The sequence below is a fragment of the Desulfobulbus rhabdoformis genome (assembly GCF_016919065.1).
Lineage (GTDB): Bacteria > Desulfobacterota > Desulfobulbia > Desulfobulbales > Desulfobulbaceae > Desulfobulbus > Desulfobulbus rhabdoformis.
Map to the genome: position 1 here is coordinate 114,994 of NZ_JAFFQA010000008.1, position 16,167 is coordinate 131,160.

Here is a 16,167-nt window from a genome sequence, read left to right on the forward strand (position 1 = left end):
ACTAAAAATGACCGAATTTTCCATGAAGTTACTCCACGATTGGAGTCATCTGCGCATAAATAATATCCCACAAAAAAGGATGTAGACCAGAGGATCGACGCATGAAATCAACAGCCTTTTATTACTCTCTGGGGCGGCCCTTTTCCCCGATCTATGGTCTGGCCATGCGTCTACGGGAGAAGATGTATGCCAGGGGGGTGTTCAAAAGTTATTCGCTCTCAGTTCCCGTTATCAGTGTGGGAAATCTGACCATGGGGGGAGCTGGTAAGACTCCGGTTGTCTGTTATCTGGCAAGAAAACTCAAACGGGCAGGGTACAGTCCGGCTGTGGTTAGCCGGGGGTATGGGGGCAAGGCGAACGGTAAGGTCAATATCGTCTCCGATGGAACCACCCTCAAGCTCAGCGCCGACATGGCGGGAGACGAGCCCCGCATGCTGGCTGAACTCTTGGAGGATATTCCAGTGCTTACAGGAATCGTTCGTCGTTTTCCTGCGCAGCGTGCCATTGAAATGGGGGCAAACGTGCTGCTCCTTGACGATGGTTTTCAGCATATGGCAATCAACCGGGATATTAATCTGGCCCTTTTTAACACGGACTGGTTGGCCGGTAACTCGCGAGTCTTTCCCGGTGGGGACCTTCGGGAACCAGTTGCCGCACTGCGTCGAGCGAGTCGTTTTGTCATGACTGGAATGCGAGAGGACAATCGAGAGCGAGCAGAGCGCTTTGCTGATTTATTACACTCTAAATTTCCCGAAATTCCACTTTCTTTTCTTGAGTACGGTCCCAGTTCTTCAGTTGCCATTGAGCAGGGGACTGGCCGCCTGGTTGAGTCTTCGTGCTCGCTTAAAGAAAAATCATGGTACGCCTTTGCTGGTATTGCTCAGCCGCAATCATTCTATAAGAGCCTGGAAGAGTGCGGAGTTGCCATAGCTGGTTTTCAAGGTTTTGCAGATCACCAGGTATACACCAAAGAAATCCTTGATCAGCTCAATCGGGAGGCTGATAAATCGGGTGCAGCTGGTCTTGTGACGACAGAAAAAGACCTGGTCAAACTTGCTGCAGTTGCCGAGTCTACAACCTTACCCCTTCTTGCGCTTCGTATGGAAGTGAGAGAAAGCGGCGATTTTTTAAATAATATCCTGAAAGAGTTACAGTGTTCGTCATCCTGATTCTCTCTGCAATAAACCTGAATTCGTCACGGAATCATACAAGGACAAACGCAACTGTGTAAAAAAAGACACAGTTTGGGCTGAGACGTACTGTGTCTTTTTTGCCACATTTTGCTAGGGCTGATTTTGTTTTTTTGAATGTCTCTTTTTGATAGGCGTTCTTTTTGTATGTAACTACAGGAAATTATGCCTAGGTCCTTCGGTTTTTCGTGTTCTTGGATTAACAATTGCATAATGATATTCAAATATTTGCACCAAAAGAGATCGAGTAAAAAGAGTATAATAAGGACGTATTCCATGGCATCTTCAATTGAGCCACATCAATATACCGTAAAACGCGCCGTTAGTTGTTGCGGTGTTGGCCTGCATACCGGCAGAACCGTAAACCTGACCATCAGTCCGGCCCCGGATAATACCGGAATTCAATTTGTGCGTACCGACGTAGAAGGTAATCCCCTTATCCCTGCCCGGGTTGAACGTGTTGTCGATACCACCTTGGCAACCACTCTGGGAGACGGGGAGAATCGTATATCGACCACCGAGCATCTGCTGGCTGCCCTGCGTGCCTCTGGGATCGACAACGCCCTTTTGGAAATAGACTCCCACGAGACCCCTATCATGGACGGAAGTGCAGGACCTTTCATGCGTCTTCTGAAAAATGCAGGGCGTCAGCGTCAGCGTTCGCTTCGCAAGGTGATGCGCATCACTCAAACAATTTCGTTCACCGACGGCGATAAAACCATTCGCGTAGAGCCCAGCGACGTTTTTAAGGTAACAGGTCGCATCAAGTTTGATGACGCACTGATCAGCGAACAACGCTATTCGACCGTGGTGGATCGTGATCATTTTGCCAAGGAAATAGCGACGGCTCGTACCTTTGGATTTGTCGAGCAGGTGGAACAACTCTGGCAAAACGGACTTGCCCTTGGCGGTACCCTGGAAAACGTTATTGCCATTCACTGGAACCGAAAGTCAATCCTCAATGAGGATGGCCTTCGTTTTGATGATGAATTTATTCGCCACAAAGTCCTCGATATCATTGGCGACATGACCTTGCTTGGATCTCCGTTGCTGGGTCACGTAATTGCCGACCGATCCGGCCACGGCCTGCACTTAGGTCTCATGCAGACTATCATTGCCAACCCGCAGTGTTGGGAGTATGTTACCTTGGAACAGCACAACGGGTCTTTGCTTCAGCATGTTGTTGATTCAACCCCACAGCCCGGACGTTTTGCTCCGATCTTTACGCCGGTGCACGGTAATCTGCGTTCACCGCAACCCTGCGCTCTTTAAGCGTCCTACAGGGCGATACACTCATAACCGTCGGATTATTCCGACGGTTTTTTTTTGTCGTTCGCCTGCCAATATTCGAAAGAGTTGTCGGAGCAGTAGAGAATGCGTATAGTTAATCTCTCGCAACGTCATCCCCCCTTGTCTCCGATAGGGGAGTGCAGAGTCTCGAATCCCTTTAAACCAACGAACCAACCACAGAGTATCAATGAATAATTCAATTCCTTCCATCGGATTTATCGGTGGTGGCCAGATGGCCGAAGCCATGATTCGCGGTATCCTTGCAAGCGGACTTGTGGAAGCCGATGCTATCAAAGTTGCAGAACCCTCTGCAGACCGCTGCCAGTATCTTGAAAGCGAGTATGGTGTTGGCTGCACAACGAGCCCTCAGGATCTTTGCACCGCTTCAACCGTCTTGGTGCTCGCCATAAAACCACAAATGGCTGCCGAAGTCCTAGCTGGATACAAAGGGTACCTTACTGACCAGCATCTTGCCATTTCCATTATGGCAGGTGTTCCGCTCGAGGCCTTGGCGACCATGTTAGGTGAGTCACGGCGATTAATTCGGGTTATGCCCAACACACCGGCGCTGGTGCTTGAAGCGGCCACTGCTTTCAGTCCCAATACCTTTGCTACGCAGGAGGACCGCATCATAGCACAGGCTCTCTTCTCCGCTGTTGGGAGTTGTGTCGAAGTACCTGAGTCTCAGCTTGATGCTGTAACCGGTTTAAGTGGCAGCGGTCCCGGCTATGTGTTCACCTTTATCGAGGCCATGATCGACGGAGGCGTTCTTGCCGGTATTCCCAGGCCGGCAGCAGAAAAGCTCGTTTTGCAGACAATTTATGGTTCCGCGAAATTGGCTCTGGAAACTGGAGAGCACCCGGCAGTACTCAAGGGGAAGGTGACCTCACCTGGTGGGACAACCATCGCTGGCATTCAGGCCCTTGAAGATGGAGCCCTGCGCGGTGTCGTTATGGCGGCAATTGAGGCCGCGACCAATCGCTCTAAGGAGCTTGGTGCATGAACATTGGTTTTGCCGGGGTGATTACCCGCCCCGATAGCCCCGAAGTGGAGCAGATTGGGGGAGATGTCTGTAAGTGGTTTGAAGAACGATCCATTCGAGCCCAGATGAATAAAATCGATCCGGAAATGGACGTGGTTATTGTTCTGGGGGGAGATGGCACTCTCTTGCATGTGGCCTGGGAGGCTAGTCGGTACCAGGTGCCAATACTCGGGGTAAATCTCGGCAATCTTGGTTTTTTGACCGAAGTCGCCGCCGATGAAATGTATATGGCCCTGGAGACCTTGTTGGTCGAAGATGACGTGCGCATGGAGTATCGCATAATGCTTGCGGCTTCGACGATCAATGGCAACACGGGGGAACGAAGCGAAACCTTTCATGCGCTCAATGAGGTGGTCATCGTTAAAAAAAGCACAGAGGCCATGATACAGATGCGTTGTTGGGCAGATCGGGAGTACGTGACCACTTACCGTGCCGATGGCTTGATTATGTCTACGCCTACGGGGTCAACCGCCTATAACCTTTCTGCTGGTGGGCCGGTGGTCCATGCGGAACTCGATGCCATTGTGGTGACCCCTATTTGTCCCTTTATGCTCGAGTCGCGGCCGGTGCTCCTGGGCTCGGAGTACAAGGTTACCACCCAACTGCTCGCTCCGGCCGGTGAAGTGAAGGTTATTGTTGATGGCGAAATGCGCTGGACCATAACGGAAAACGATTATCTGCTTGTGCAGCGCGCCTCCAAGCCGCTGCGTTTAATCAGTTCCCCCTGGAAGAGTTATTTTAACATTCTTCGCAGCAAGCTCAATTGGGGGGGTGCCAGTGTTGATTTACCTTTGCCTGAACAGGTTTGCAAACACTGCTAAAGGGGAGAATCTTTTTTCGAGAGAGGAGTGTTCTCTTACTTGTTGATTTTGCGGTGAAATATGCATATTATTGACTTTTTGCTTCAATTCTGCTAGATTGCTCAAGTTTTGATAACAGCTCGCCCAAATACACACCTGTACCCTTCGGGTACGGGTGATCTTGAGCGCTTCGTTTTCTCCCACTGCAACACAATGAGTGGAATGAGACGAAGCCTATACTATTGATCAATAGGCATAGTTATGCCTACCAGAGAAAACATGGTGGAGAGAACATGGCCAGTGTGGTAGTGGTCGGCACCCAATGGGGTGATGAAGGCAAGGGAAAAATAGTTGATCTGCTGACTCGTTATGCAGATTTTGTGGTGCGCTTTCAGGGAGGCAACAACGCCGGACATACCTTGGTGGTTGACGGCAAACAATATATCTTTCATATCATTCCCTCCGGAATCCTCTATGAGGACAAGACCTGTGTCATCGGTAACGGTGTCATCATTGATCCCGGTGTCTTGTTGAAAGAAATGGCCAGCCTGGCCGAAAAGGGCCTAACTGTCACACCAGGAAAGATGTTGATCAGTTCCAATGCGCACCTGATTATGCCCTACCATCAACGACTCGATGTCGCCCGGGAAAATGCTCTTTCCAAAGATAAAAAAATCGGCACAACCGGACGTGGGATTGGCCCTTGCTACGTGGATAAGGTCGGTCGTGTAGGGGTGAAGGTTGGAGATCTGATGGACCCCAGCCTGTTTAAAGAGAAGCTGGAAGCTGCAATAGACGAAAAGAATTTCGTTCTCAAAAAACAGTTTAACGCAGAACCTGTTGATCTGGCTGCCATCACCGATGAGTTTACGCGTTATGCCGAACAGCTTGCTCCCTTTGTCGGCAACGTTTCCGTCACCCTTGATAAGGCGAGAAAAGCCGGGCAGAACATTCTCTTTGAAGGCGCTCAGGGAACACAGCTTGACATCGATCACGGAACCTACCCTTTTGTGACATCCTCCAACACCATAGCCGGCAATGCCTGTATTGGCTCTGGATTTGGCCCAAGTCACATCGACGAGGTTATTGGTATTCTCAAGGCATACACCACCCGTGTGGGCGAAGGCCCCTTCCCGACTGAACTGCCGGAAGGCGATGCTATCGGCGATACTCTTCAGCAAAAAGGTCATGAATACGGGGCCACCACCGGCCGTCGCCGTCGCTGTGGCTGGTTTGACGGAGTTGTTGCCAACGATGCCGTTCGCTTAAACGGTTTGACCGGGTTTGCCGTAACCAAGCTGGATGTCCTTTCCGGGATGAAAAAAATTAAGCTGGCAACCCAGTATGATGTCGAAGGCACTCCCTATGAGTACATGCCTGAAAATATCCGACTGGCGCGCGCTGCAAAACCTGTCTATGAAGAGGTTGATGGCTGGTCAGACGAGTTGACTGATGTCCGCTCTTATGATGATCTGCCCCAAGAGGCGAAATCCTATCTCAAACGTGTGGAAGATCTCACTGGTATTGCACCGGCCATAGTTTCTGTTGGGCCTGGTCGCGAGCAGACATTGATGCTCCGCAATCCCTTTGAGAAAAAATAAGGATTGCAGAAATTTAAGCACCAGGGTGTCTTGAATAATTAGATTTTTCAATCAAGGCCAGGTAAGCGTAGACTCCGAGGATTGCGCAAAATTTTACCGCAGGCATATATGTGATATCGGAGTCTTCGCTTACCTCCGAGGATAAAATTTTAAGCGTGACGAGGTAAGCGCCAGACTCCGGGGGATTGGAAGAAAAAGCAATTATTTAAAATTCCCACCAAGCGCTTGTTGACTTGTCAGGAGCGCAACAATGATTATAACTCAGCCTATCGGTACGCCTTTGCATTTTCCCTGTCACCCAGCAAAGCTACCAGGTTGCGCAGTGTAAGTTCGATTCCCGGAGGCTCTCCCTCCGGGATTTTTATTCCATGGAGGTTTGTACATGGCACGTATTACAGTAGAAGATTGTCTGGAAAAAGTAGGCGATGATAACCGTTTTTCTCTCATTCATCTGGCAGTTGAACGTATTCGCCAGCATCGTGATGGCGAGCCCTTTCTTGTCAATGGCAAGAATAAGGAAATTGTCATGACGCTGCGTGAGATAGCCTCTGGTGAGGTTACCTTTGGTAATATTCACGAGTTGCCCAAACAGCGTAAGGCAAGTTTAGCCAAGTCCGAAGAGGCTGCCGACGCTGAGGCCGCAGAGTAATTTTTTCGGTCCTGGTTGCCTTAACCAAGGAACAAGCTGATTGAAGCCGTTGTCGAAAACAGTCTGCATGAACGTTTTTGACAGGGTGACATAACTATACAAAACGACAAAAGCATTTCAGTAAGGGATATGAGCAAGAGCTATTACGAAGTCCTCGGGGTGGCCAAGGATGCCTCGGCAGACGTTATTAAGAAGGCGTACCGCAAGCTGGCAATGAAGTATCACCCTGACCGCAACCAGGGAAACGCCGAGGCTGAAGAAAAGTTCAAGGAAGCCACAGAAGCCTATGAAGTGCTCAGCGACCTGCAGAAAAGGCAAATTTACGATGCCTACGGTAAGGAAGGGCTAAAGAGCAGCGGCTATAGCGGCCCCGGTTCCAACGAGGATATCTTTAGCCATATCAACGATCTCTTTGGTGATCTTTTTGGCTTTGGGGGGGGAGGACGTGGGGGACGTCGGCGTGATCCCAATGCTCCCGTCCAGGGCGAAGATCTGCGCTACGATATCCACATCTCGTTTATGGAGGCCATTCACGGCGTCAATAAGGAGGTCGAAGTAACCAAGCGTGAAACCTGCTGGACTTGTGAAGGGTCCGGTTGCAGGCCCGGTCACAAGCCGGAAACCTGCCCAACCTGCCATGGGCGAGGTCAGGTTGTTCGCTCCCAGGGATTTTTCCAGGTCAGTACAACCTGCCCCCACTGTAACGGCACGGGCCAGGTTATTAAAGAACCCTGCCAGGACTGCCATGGCGAAGGGCTGGTCAACAAAAGTAAAAAAGTCAGCATTCGTATACCGGCAGGCGTTGATACGGGTTCTCGCATGCGTCTTTCCGGAGAAGGGGAAGGGGGGCGTCGCGGTGGACCCTCAGGTGATCTCTACGTCATTATTCACGTGGACGAGCACGAGCATTTCCTCCGTGACGGCCAGACGATCTTTTTACGCCTGCCTCTCTCTATGGTGAAAGCATCTCTTGGCTGTGAGGCAGACGTTCCCACGGTCCATGGGACAGCTAAATTGAAAATTCCCGCCGGCACCCAAACCGGACACCGTTTCACCTTGCGCGGAGAGGGGGTTCCCTCCCTTCGTGGTGGCGGCAAGGGAGATATGGTCGTCGAGGCTAAGGTGCTGACCCCCACAAAACTCTCCAAAGAGCAGAAAGAATTGCTCAAACAGTTTGAGTCGCTGGAAAAGAACCAAGAGGAAGAAGGATTTTTCTCCCGGTTGTTTCACGGACATCTCGGCAAGCAGAAAAAGAAAAAAGAAGGCAAAGAGAAGGTAGCCAATGGCTGATCAGGCAGAATTCACTCACTTTGATGAAAGCGGAAACGCCCGTATGGTGGATGTCAGCGTCAAGGCTGAAACCGTTCGAGAGGCCATTGCCGCCGGTACCATCACCATGTCACAGCAGGCATATGACATGATTCGCCAGGGCACCGTCAAAAAAGGCGATGTGCTCGGTGTTGCCCGTATCGCCGGTATCATGGCTGCCAAAAAGGTAGATCAGCTTATTCCTCTCTGTCATCCCTTAGCGATTACCTCAGCTGATATCGATTTCTCTTTCAATGATACTGACTGTGCCATTGGTATAGAGGCCACCGTTTCCATGGCGGGACGTACCGGTGTGGAAATGGAGGCGTTGACAGCAGTTTCTGTGGCTGCTCTGACAATTTATGACATGTGCAAGGCCGTGGATAAGACCATGGTCATCTCCGATACTCGGCTTTTGCGCAAAAGCGGCGGGAAGAGCGGCCTATTTGTCAGGCCTGATGTCCCATGATATAACATAGGCAAAGAGACCACGTTAACATTCTGTGGGAGAGCGATATGGAAGAAAAAGACTTGCTGAGATTCAAAGAGCGACTGGAAGATATGAAGTCTGAGATCAACACCGATGTTGAGCAGACACTCACTGACATGACCAGCCAAAACGGCAATATTCCAGACCCCAACGATCGGGCGACCGTTGAATCCGATCGAAGCTTTGAGCTTCGTATTCGCGGTAGGGAACGCCGTTTGATGGAGAAAATCGAAGAAGCGCTTTCCCGCATTGAAGACGGTTCCTACGGAGTTTGCGCCGGTTGTGGAGAGGATATCGCTTTAAAGCGGCTGGAGGCACGACCGGTTGCCAAGTTTTGCATTGACTGCAAAACCAGCCAGGAGCAACGCGAAAAAGAACAGGGACGTTAACGCCTATGCCGGAACTACGAAAGGATCCTATTCTTGGCCGTTGGATCATTATTGCCCAGGAGCGGGGAAAACGGCCCACTGACTTTTTAGTTGAAGAGTACAAGGTCAAAGGCGGGTTCTGCCCGCTTTGTCCTGGCAACGAAAAGACCACCCCTGATGAGGTTTTGGTCTATGGTCGGGAGTGGGGCTATCCCAATACTGCGGGGTGGAAATTGCGTGTTGTGCCCAATAAATATCCAGCTCTGGTTATCGAAGGAGAGCTGGATAAACAAGGGGAAGGGCTGTATGACCGCATGAACGGCATCGGTGCGCATGAAGTGATCATAGAAAGTCCCAATCATAAGGACCGATTTTCGCATATGCCGCCTCATGATATGCTCTTTACCTTCCGGGCCTATCGTGACCGTATCCGTGATCTTTCAAAGGATCCGCGTTTTAACTACGTGGTCATCTTCAAAAACTTTGGCAAGGCAGCTGGCGCCTCCCTTGAGCATTCCCACTCTCAGCTCGTCGCCCTGCCCATCTTGCCACGCATGGTGACCTCCGAGCTTGACGGTTCACTCTCGTATTACAAATACAAGGACCGCTGCGTCTTTTGCGATATCATTCGTCAGGAAATTCAGCAGAAAATACGTCTGGTCTGTGAAAATGATCAGTTTGTCACGGTTACCCCCTTTGCTCCCCGCTCACCCTTTGAGATGTGGATCATGCCCAGGCAACACAGCTCGTCCTATATCGAACAGGATGAAAGTTCCCTGATTGCCCTTGCTGAAATTTTCTCCGAGACCCTGCGGCGACTCGATGCCTGTATTCCCAACGTCCCTTATAACTTTGTTCTGCACACCCAACCCCTGCGTTCCGGTCCTCTGGAACACTACCACTGGCACTTTGAGATTGTCCCTAAATTAACTTCAATTGCTGGGTTTGAATGGGGAACCGGGTTCTATATCAACCCCATGCCGCCTGAGGAGACCTGCCGGTATCTTCGCGAGGTGAAATTTTAGGAGGTGTCTGTGGAAAGTAAACGTATCCTTTTAGTCGACGACGAAGAGTCTATTCAATTGCTCTACAGGGAGGAATTTGAAGACGAAGGATATATCGTCGACTCGGCCTATAACGGTCAGGAGGCTTTGGCGAAATTCGCAGAAAATCCACCGGATCTTGTCGTGCTTGATATCAACATGCCAGAGATGAACGGGATTGAAGTGCTGCGCCAGATGAAGGAGATCAAAGGTGATCTCCCTATTATACTCAGTTCTGCCTATCAGGAGTATAAACAGGATTTTGGCAGCTGGGCCTCTGAGGCTTATGTGGTTAAATCGGCCAACATGGATGAACTCAAGGCAACCGTTCGTCAATACCTGGGGTAAGGACAGATTCTGGCCTCCCCAATGCCCCCTGTCAGGGGGCTTTTTTTTTCAATTGTGATTTCTGTATCTTAAATCCGTGACTACCGCCGTTACGGATTTAAGGTAACTGTCCCGGACGTTTGCGGATAGCCTCGCGTAAGTGCGCTGTTTGCAGGTTCTCCCCCTTTAGGTGACACAACCGGTAGGTTATTCAAGCCGTTTTATACTATGAAAGATATCCAAAGCTCAGCTGACTCCCGACGAATAGATATTCGTAAAGTTGGCGTTAAAACCATAACCTACCCCATTACGGTCTTGGACAAGTCCAAACGGACGCAGTCAACCATCGCCAAGGTTAACATGTATGTGAATCTCCCTCACCAGTTCAAGGGAACGCATATGAGCCGGTTTGTGGAAATTCTTAATCAATTTCATGGAGATTTCAACCTCAAGACATTTCAGTCCATCCTTGAAGAAATGAAACGCCGCCTTGATGCAGAGGCAGCACACCTGGAAATGGATTTTCCTTATTTTTTTCAAGAAAACTCTTCAGATGCTCCACGGTCCCTACGACGTTATGACTGTCGCTTACACGGCTCTTTAGACGGCAAACTCGATCTCCAGGTTGAAGTCGACGTGCCTTTAGCCTTCACCGGGGAGCACCATGTGAGCCAAAACGGACTCACTGGGCATTGGGGCATGATGACGGTTTCGGTGCGAATGAAATCCTTTCTCTGGATTGAAGATCTCATCGCGCTCGTCGAGAATGCGGTGGCCTCACGATCACTTGAAAAAGAAACGGTTGAGTCACTTTGTTTGCAAATCTCTGATGTCCTGCTAGCCAGTGGAGCCTTTCAATGGTACAAAGTTGTTGTGAAAAATAGTGCCAACGGGTATTCAGCATTTGCTGTGTCCCAGTGGCCCCATTAATCGTTAACCACTTATTTTATATACGGTACGCACCTTCACAGGTTGCCTCTACGCTTAACCATCTCAACACCAACAGACTGCGATGAGTGAACTTCTTTTTGAAATAGGAACAGAAGAAATCCCTGCTGGGTATATCCAGCCGGCCCTGAATACCCTGGCAGAACAATCCGCCAAGAAACTTGGGGCGCTGGAGCTCACCTATGGTGCCATTCGCACCTATGGAACCCCGCGTCGGTTGACTCTTATTATTGAGGATCTGCAGGCCAGACAGGCTGACCGGAGTCAGGAGCATATCGGGCCATCGAAAAAAGCTGGCTACGATGACGACGGTAATCCAACCAAGGCCGCCATTGGCTTCGCACGCTCTAAGGGATGCGATCCTGCCCAACTGCAGGTTGTGGAGACCCCCAAAGGCGAGTATTTGATGGTCGTTGAGGATGTGCAGGGGCAGGAGACCAAAGCACTGCTGCCTGCCATGCTGGAGTCGCTTATTCGTGAGTTGGTTTTTCCTAAATCAATGAAGTGGTCTGACTACGCAATTACCTTTGCCCGCCCGATTCAGTGGCTGGCTCCGCTCTATGATGGAGAGGTCTTGCCGGTCGAGGTCGAGGGGGTGAGCTGCGGCAACACCTCACGTGGTCATCGCTTTCTCTCACCCAATACCTTTGAACTCACCGATGCAAAAGGGTATTTGGAGTTGCTCCGCTCTCACTCTGTTATAGCCGATCCCAAAGAACGTCGGGAGATGGTCATTGCAGAGGTCAAACGTGCGGTGAAAGAGCATGCTCATATAGACGGTGCAGCCGCAATTCTCCACGAGGGACTGCTGGATACGGTCACCAACCTGGTAGAATATCCTTATGGGGTCTGTGGCCGTTTTGATGAAAAATTTCTCCAGCTCCCCGATGAAACCCTGGTCACTTCCATGCGGGAGCACCAGAAATATTTTCCTGTTGCTGGGAGCGACGGCAAGCTGCTCCCTCTGTTTGTTGCAGTCAATAACACCAAAATTGATGATATTGAGTTGGCGGCAAGTGGTCACCAGCGTGTGTTGCGGGCTCGCCTGGAAGATGGTCTGTTCTTTTTTAATGAAGATAAAAAACAGCCGCTGGCATCGCTCTGTCCTGAACTGAAAGGCATTGTATTTCAAAATAAACTTGGCACCATGCTTGCCAAAAGCGAGCGTATGGTTGCACTTTCGGCCACCCTGGCACGGCTCATCGCCCCTGAGCTTGAAGAAGACGCGAAAAAGGTTGCCACCCTGGCCAAAGCTGACCTGCTGAGTCAGATGGTTGGGGAGTTTCCCTCGCTTCAGGGCATTATGGGGCGGGTTTATGCAGAAAATGATGGCGAAAAAGCCGAGATCGCCCTGGCCATTCAAGAACATTATCTGCCGGTACGCGCCGGTGGCGCCGTGCCCTCCTCGTTGCTCGGTGCTCTGGTTGGCATTGCAGACCGGCTGGATACGCTGGTCGGCTGTTTTGCCATTGGCGAGAAACCTACGGGGAATAAAGACGCCTTTGGCCTCAGGCGTCAGGCGATTGGCCTGATCAGCATCATTAAGGGGTTGAAAATAGCCTTTTCATTACAAGACATGGCAACTGCCGCGCTGGAAGGCTACGCAGGTGTTGTTGCAAACGATGAGGCAACCGTCCTTGAGGTGATGGATTTCATTCGCCTGCGTTTTGAAAACGACCAGGTCGCAGCCGGCTTGCCACAGGAATTGGTTGAAGCAGCCACCTCGGTGGGCTTTGACGATATGATGGACTGTATTCAGCGTATCGAAGCACTGGAGCAGATCCGCTCCCAGGAAAGTTTTGCTGTCCTCGCCGGTTCCTTTAAGCGTATCCGTAACATCATCAAAGAGAATGCGGAAACAACAATTGATGAAGCGTTACTGAGCGAGCCAGCAGAAAAGTCACTGTACGCCGCCTTCACTGAGGTCAAGGCGCAGGCGCAACCGCTCATTGAAGAGAAAGAATACTGCAAGGCCCTCTTGGCCTTACTTGAGATGAAAGAACCGGTCGACCAATTTTTTGATCAGGTTATGGTTATGGCCAAAGAGGATGCGATTCGTCAGAATCGTCTTAATCTGTTGACCGGACTTGGTGAGCTGGTCCTCTCTGTGGGAGATATTTCTCGAATGCATGTTGAATAAGCCCGGTCGACATATTCATAAGCTAAAAAAAATAGCTGCTCACATTTTTGTGGGCAGCTATTTTTTTTGGGTGGGGCAGGGGACAATGCTCTTTGATTACATGAAGTTGCACTTGCAATCATATTTGCAGAGTGTCTATATCCCCACCACCTGAAAAATCAGATCATTTATGGCAGGTTTTACAGCTTGCGAGCTTCTTGTCAATTTTCCGGTGACAGGTTGTACATTTTTTGTGGGCTGCCTTCTTGAAAGTGTTGAGCTTTGCTGACATAGCTGCCTCACCGGTGTTGTGACAGCTTTCACATTTTTCAACTTTTTGTCCCTCCACATAGGCAACCTGTTTGCCGTCAGCATCTTTACCGTGATGACAGGTGCCGCATTCCAGCCGTGACTGATGTTCCCCGTGGGGTAAAAAGGCGGGTTTGGGTTTTGCATTACCATCAATGGTTGATTCCAGGGTGATTTCAGCAGGCCCTTTATCGGCTGCCATTGCAGTGGCCAAGAGACAGGGCGCACAGCAAAAGGCAATAAGGGAAACACCAAAAATAATCTTTTTCATTGAATACCTCCTTCAGAGTGAAGTGAATGAGACAGGATAGGACATCGTTGTTTCAACCGATCAGACCGATCCATAACTATGTAGACCCGATAAAAAGAAGTTAACGCCAAAATAGGTAAAGAAAACGGCAAGAAAACCTACGATAGCCAACCAGGCTATGCGACGACCCTGCCAACCACGGGTAAAGCGCGCATGCAGGGTCAACGCGTAAACAAACCAGGTAATAATAGACCAGGTCTCCTTTGGATCCCAACTCCAGTAGGTTCCCCAGGCCTCATTGGCCCAGATAGCCCCGGTGATAATGCCCGCCGAGAGCCACATGAATCCAAAAATAATAGTCTTATGCGTTAAATCGTCAATGATTTTGAGCTCAGGTAATGAGCCTAATATCGATAAGTTCTCTTGCTTGTTCCGACTTGCGCTTTTCAGCAAATACATCATGCCCAGGCCCCCTGCCACGGCAAATGCACCGTAGCCGATAAAACAGGTGACAACATGGGCAATAAGCCAATTGGACTGAAGTGCGGGGATAAGCGGGCTGATGGTGTCATCAATACGGGCCGAGAGTGAGGCGTAGGCCATGGCCACGGCAACGCAGGGCATGACAAAGGCCCCCATGATGCGTGCCTTGAAGCGGTATTCAAGCCCAAGGTAAAAAAGAGTGGTACACCAGGCGAAAAAGACGAGCGACTCATACATATTGGTCAAGGGAGCATGCCCGGCACCAATTTGGTAAGACTCGTGCCAGCGCATGCCCAGTGCGATTGTTTGAACAATCACGCCACCTGCGGCAAAGAGCATACCGATGAGACCAACCTTATCGTTTTTAAAAAGAAACAGGCCCAGATAAAAAGCTGCGGCCAGAATATAGGCGATCATGGCCAGGCCAAAGAACAGGGAACTCTCCATAGATAATCCGTAAGCAGAAATGGACGAAGGTAAGGTGGGCTTGTTCAGGAAAGTTGCTCTAAACGCTTGATACGCTCAGTAAATTTCCTTTCAAAACCTACCTTGTTTTTATTGGCATCGCCAGCCAAAAGTATGTGACACTCGGAGCCTGTGGCCTGGATGGAACCATAGAGACGCCGATGTGAGAGAAAAAATGCCACATAGAGTCCTACAAGCATGAGTATGCAGCCGCTATACACAAGCCCAACTCCAGGGTCTTTAGTTGCCTGTAAACCTGTGGCGTACGCCTGTTCAACCTTCAAAATATAGGTCGCGTCTGGACGCTTGATTTTCGCCTCCTGCCCGGGCTGCAACCAGAAAATGGAAGCCTTCCCCTGACCATCCGAAAACCAGATTTTAAGCTGTCTTGTTACCTCTCCTCGGTTTTCCCGATTGATAATACCATATCTGACCCCGGCCTCGCTCCAAAGAACCTCCCTGGCAACGCCAATCTTGGAACTGGTGGCAAGTCCGTCTGCTGCCCGTTTGATTTGAACAAGGTAGTTCTGAAAGGGTTGGTAACTTGACTGGTAGAAAGTGACGCCCTTGTAGGTGAGTGGTTTGTTGACCTCTATTATCGCATGCCGGACTTCTCTGCCTTCTTCGATAATACCCACCTCCGTGCGATAGGTTTTCGGCATACCATTGGGATAGTATTCGATGGTGAAGTCCTTGCAGAAAAGTTGGAAGTCAAGATCGATATGCTGGCCACCTTTGAAAGCGTTGATATGACCCGAGGCCTGCCCCTCGGGGAGCATCATTGCTCCTTTAAAGGCAAAGGTCGGGTTATGAAGAATTTTTTCGGCAATGGTGGATGAGCCTATAACAGCGCCCAAGAGCACAATGAGGATCGAGCAATGCACCACATAAACGCCAAAACGACTCCAGCCACCTTTCTGGGCAACATAAAGAGAGCTTTCGTCCTTTTCAACTTTTTGCGCTTTAAATCCAAGCGAGCGAAAAAATTGCATCACCTCCTGTTCAGCTGCATCAACAGTACTTAAACGGGTGTATGCATGTTTCAGGGGCATTTGGGCCAACTGCTCTGGGGACGTCATGCCCATATCTCGGCCAAGGATTCGAAAAACCAGGGGTATTCGCTCAAGGCTGCAGACAATGAGGTTCAGGGCAAAAAGGCCCAGCAGGCTCAGAAACCACCATGAATTGTACATATCAGCAATATCAAGAAGCCCAAAAAACTGTGCAGTCTTTTCCCCAAACTGCTGCACGTAAAAGCCGTGGCTTTGATTTTGAGGAATGATGGTCCCGATGATGGAGGTTGCTGCAAGAATAAAGAGGAGGAAGAGGGCCAGTTGCACTGAGGCGAACAGGCTGACAAAACCATTTTTTTTGCGCATGATCACGAGGTGAGTTGTTAAATGACGGGCCGGGAGCGAGTTGATCGCTTCGGTTGATCATAAAGGATTTGAATGTGATTTCCTTAGCATGAGTCCATGAAACTGG

The 16,167-nt window shown here is 50.0% G+C and carries 16 protein-coding genes; 13 read left to right on the top strand and 3 right to left on the bottom strand.

What is annotated here, in order from left to right; translation table 11 throughout:
* Nucleotides 1-101: 101 nt before the first annotated feature.
* The 13 genes from lpxK to glyS all read left to right on the top strand — a co-directional run bounded on the left by lpxK (nt 102) and on the right by glyS (nt 13,196).
* Nucleotides 102-1,169: a tetraacyldisaccharide 4'-kinase gene (gene lpxK, locus JWJ90_RS06265; RefSeq protein WP_205226344.1), complete on the top strand. Its 1,068-nt coding sequence runs from the start codon at nt 102-104 to the stop codon at nt 1,167-1,169.
* 297 nt (nt 1,170-1,466) lie between these two features.
* On the top strand, nt 1,467-2,462 hold the full coding sequence (lpxC, locus tag JWJ90_RS06270; protein ID WP_205226345.1) for a UDP-3-O-acyl-N-acetylglucosamine deacetylase: 996 nt from the start codon (nt 1,467-1,469) through the stop codon (nt 2,460-2,462).
* Between the two features lie 205 nt (nt 2,463-2,667).
* The gene (gene proC, locus JWJ90_RS06275) at nt 2,668-3,483 is read left to right on the top strand and encodes a pyrroline-5-carboxylate reductase (RefSeq protein WP_205226346.1); all 816 of its coding nucleotides are present in this window, start codon (nt 2,668-2,670) and stop codon (nt 3,481-3,483) included.
* Nucleotides 3,480-4,343 carry an NAD(+)/NADH kinase gene (locus tag JWJ90_RS06280; RefSeq protein WP_205226347.1) on the top strand — a complete coding sequence of 288 codons (864 nt, stop codon included), beginning with the start codon at nt 3,480-3,482 and terminating at the stop codon, nt 4,341-4,343. Before proC ends, JWJ90_RS06280 begins: the two co-directional genes overlap by 4 nt.
* A 272-nt stretch (nt 4,344-4,615) precedes the next feature.
* Entirely contained in the window at nt 4,616-5,923 is a 1,308-nt protein-coding gene (locus JWJ90_RS06285; RefSeq protein WP_205226348.1) for an adenylosuccinate synthase, read from the top strand.
* 382 nt (nt 5,924-6,305) lie between these two features.
* Entirely contained in the window at nt 6,306-6,572 is a 267-nt protein-coding gene (rpoZ, locus tag JWJ90_RS06290; protein ID WP_205226349.1) for a DNA-directed RNA polymerase subunit omega, read from the top strand.
* A 129-nt stretch (nt 6,573-6,701) separates the two neighbouring features.
* Nucleotides 6,702-7,862, top strand: a complete 1,161-nt coding sequence (gene dnaJ, locus JWJ90_RS06295; RefSeq protein ID WP_205226350.1) for a molecular chaperone DnaJ — start codon at nt 6,702-6,704, stop codon at nt 7,860-7,862.
* Nucleotides 7,855-8,349, top strand: a complete 495-nt coding sequence (moaC, locus tag JWJ90_RS06300) for a cyclic pyranopterin monophosphate synthase MoaC (protein WP_205226351.1) — start codon at nt 7,855-7,857, stop codon at nt 8,347-8,349. The genes dnaJ and moaC overlap by 8 nt, the downstream gene beginning before the upstream one ends.
* Before the next feature lie 47 nt (nt 8,350-8,396).
* Nucleotides 8,397-8,759: an RNA polymerase-binding protein DksA gene (gene dksA / locus JWJ90_RS06305; RefSeq protein ID WP_205226352.1), complete on the top strand. Its 363-nt coding sequence runs from the start codon at nt 8,397-8,399 to the stop codon at nt 8,757-8,759.
* Nucleotides 8,760-8,764: 5 nt separating this feature from the next.
* Nucleotides 8,765-9,763, top strand: coding sequence for a galactose-1-phosphate uridylyltransferase (galT, locus tag JWJ90_RS06310; RefSeq protein WP_205226353.1), 999 nt, complete (start codon nt 8,765-8,767; stop codon nt 9,761-9,763).
* 9 nt (nt 9,764-9,772) lie between these two features.
* Nucleotides 9,773-10,129 carry a response regulator gene (locus tag JWJ90_RS06315; protein ID WP_205226354.1) on the top strand — a complete coding sequence of 119 codons (357 nt, stop codon included), beginning with the start codon at nt 9,773-9,775 and terminating at the stop codon, nt 10,127-10,129.
* Nucleotides 10,130-10,336: 207 nt separating this feature from the next.
* Nucleotides 10,337-11,038 (top strand): GTP cyclohydrolase I FolE2, encoded by a 702-nt coding sequence (locus JWJ90_RS06320; RefSeq protein ID WP_205226355.1) that lies wholly within the window; start codon nt 10,337-10,339, stop codon nt 11,036-11,038.
* Nucleotides 11,039-11,120: 82 nt separating this feature from the next.
* Nucleotides 11,121-13,196 (top strand): glycine--tRNA ligase subunit beta, encoded by a 2,076-nt coding sequence (glyS, locus tag JWJ90_RS06325; RefSeq protein WP_205226356.1) that lies wholly within the window; start codon nt 11,121-11,123, stop codon nt 13,194-13,196.
* Between the two features lie 163 nt (nt 13,197-13,359).
* Here the strand turns inward: glyS and JWJ90_RS06330 are convergent, their stop codons facing one another.
* From JWJ90_RS06330 to JWJ90_RS06340, 3 genes are read right to left on the bottom strand one after another with little or no spacing between them, the layout of a single operon-like run.
* Nucleotides 13,360-13,755, bottom strand: a complete 396-nt coding sequence (locus tag JWJ90_RS06330; RefSeq protein WP_205226357.1) for a cytochrome c3 family protein — start codon at nt 13,753-13,755, stop codon at nt 13,360-13,362.
* Nucleotides 13,756-13,815: 60 nt separating this feature from the next.
* Nucleotides 13,816-14,664 (bottom strand): c-type cytochrome biogenesis protein CcsB, encoded by an 849-nt coding sequence (gene ccsB / locus JWJ90_RS06335; protein ID WP_205226358.1) that lies wholly within the window; start codon nt 14,662-14,664, stop codon nt 13,816-13,818.
* 44 nt (nt 14,665-14,708) lie between these two features.
* Nucleotides 14,709-16,061: a cytochrome c biogenesis protein ResB gene (locus tag JWJ90_RS06340; RefSeq protein ID WP_205226359.1), complete on the bottom strand. Its 1,353-nt coding sequence runs from the start codon at nt 16,059-16,061 to the stop codon at nt 14,709-14,711.
* Nucleotides 16,062-16,167 lie beyond the last annotated feature (106 nt).

Coding starts and splice junctions, on each gene's coding strand:
- lpxK (WP_205226344.1), top strand. CDS start 102: ATGAAATCAACAGCCTTTTATTACTCTCTGGGGCGGCCCTTTTCCCCG.
- lpxC (WP_205226345.1), top strand. CDS start 1,467: ATGGCATCTTCAATTGAGCCACATCAATATACCGTAAAACGCGCCGTT.
- proC (WP_205226346.1), top strand. CDS start 2,668: ATGAATAATTCAATTCCTTCCATCGGATTTATCGGTGGTGGCCAGATG.
- JWJ90_RS06280 (WP_205226347.1), top strand. CDS start 3,480: ATGAACATTGGTTTTGCCGGGGTGATTACCCGCCCCGATAGCCCCGAA.
- JWJ90_RS06285 (WP_205226348.1), top strand. CDS start 4,616: ATGGCCAGTGTGGTAGTGGTCGGCACCCAATGGGGTGATGAAGGCAAG.
- rpoZ (WP_205226349.1), top strand. CDS start 6,306: ATGGCACGTATTACAGTAGAAGATTGTCTGGAAAAAGTAGGCGATGAT.
- dnaJ (WP_205226350.1), top strand. CDS start 6,702: ATGAGCAAGAGCTATTACGAAGTCCTCGGGGTGGCCAAGGATGCCTCG.
- moaC (WP_205226351.1), top strand. CDS start 7,855: ATGGCTGATCAGGCAGAATTCACTCACTTTGATGAAAGCGGAAACGCC.
- dksA (WP_205226352.1), top strand. CDS start 8,397: ATGGAAGAAAAAGACTTGCTGAGATTCAAAGAGCGACTGGAAGATATG.
- galT (WP_205226353.1), top strand. CDS start 8,765: ATGCCGGAACTACGAAAGGATCCTATTCTTGGCCGTTGGATCATTATT.
- JWJ90_RS06320 (WP_205226355.1), top strand. CDS start 10,337: ATGAAAGATATCCAAAGCTCAGCTGACTCCCGACGAATAGATATTCGT.
- glyS (WP_205226356.1), top strand. CDS start 11,121: ATGAGTGAACTTCTTTTTGAAATAGGAACAGAAGAAATCCCTGCTGGG.
- JWJ90_RS06330 (WP_205226357.1), bottom strand. CDS start 13,755: ATGAAAAAGATTATTTTTGGTGTTTCCCTTATTGCCTTTTGCTGTGCG.
- ccsB (WP_205226358.1), bottom strand. CDS start 14,664: ATGGAGAGTTCCCTGTTCTTTGGCCTGGCCATGATCGCCTATATTCTG.
- JWJ90_RS06340 (WP_205226359.1), bottom strand. CDS start 16,061: ATGCGCAAAAAAAATGGTTTTGTCAGCCTGTTCGCCTCAGTGCAACTG.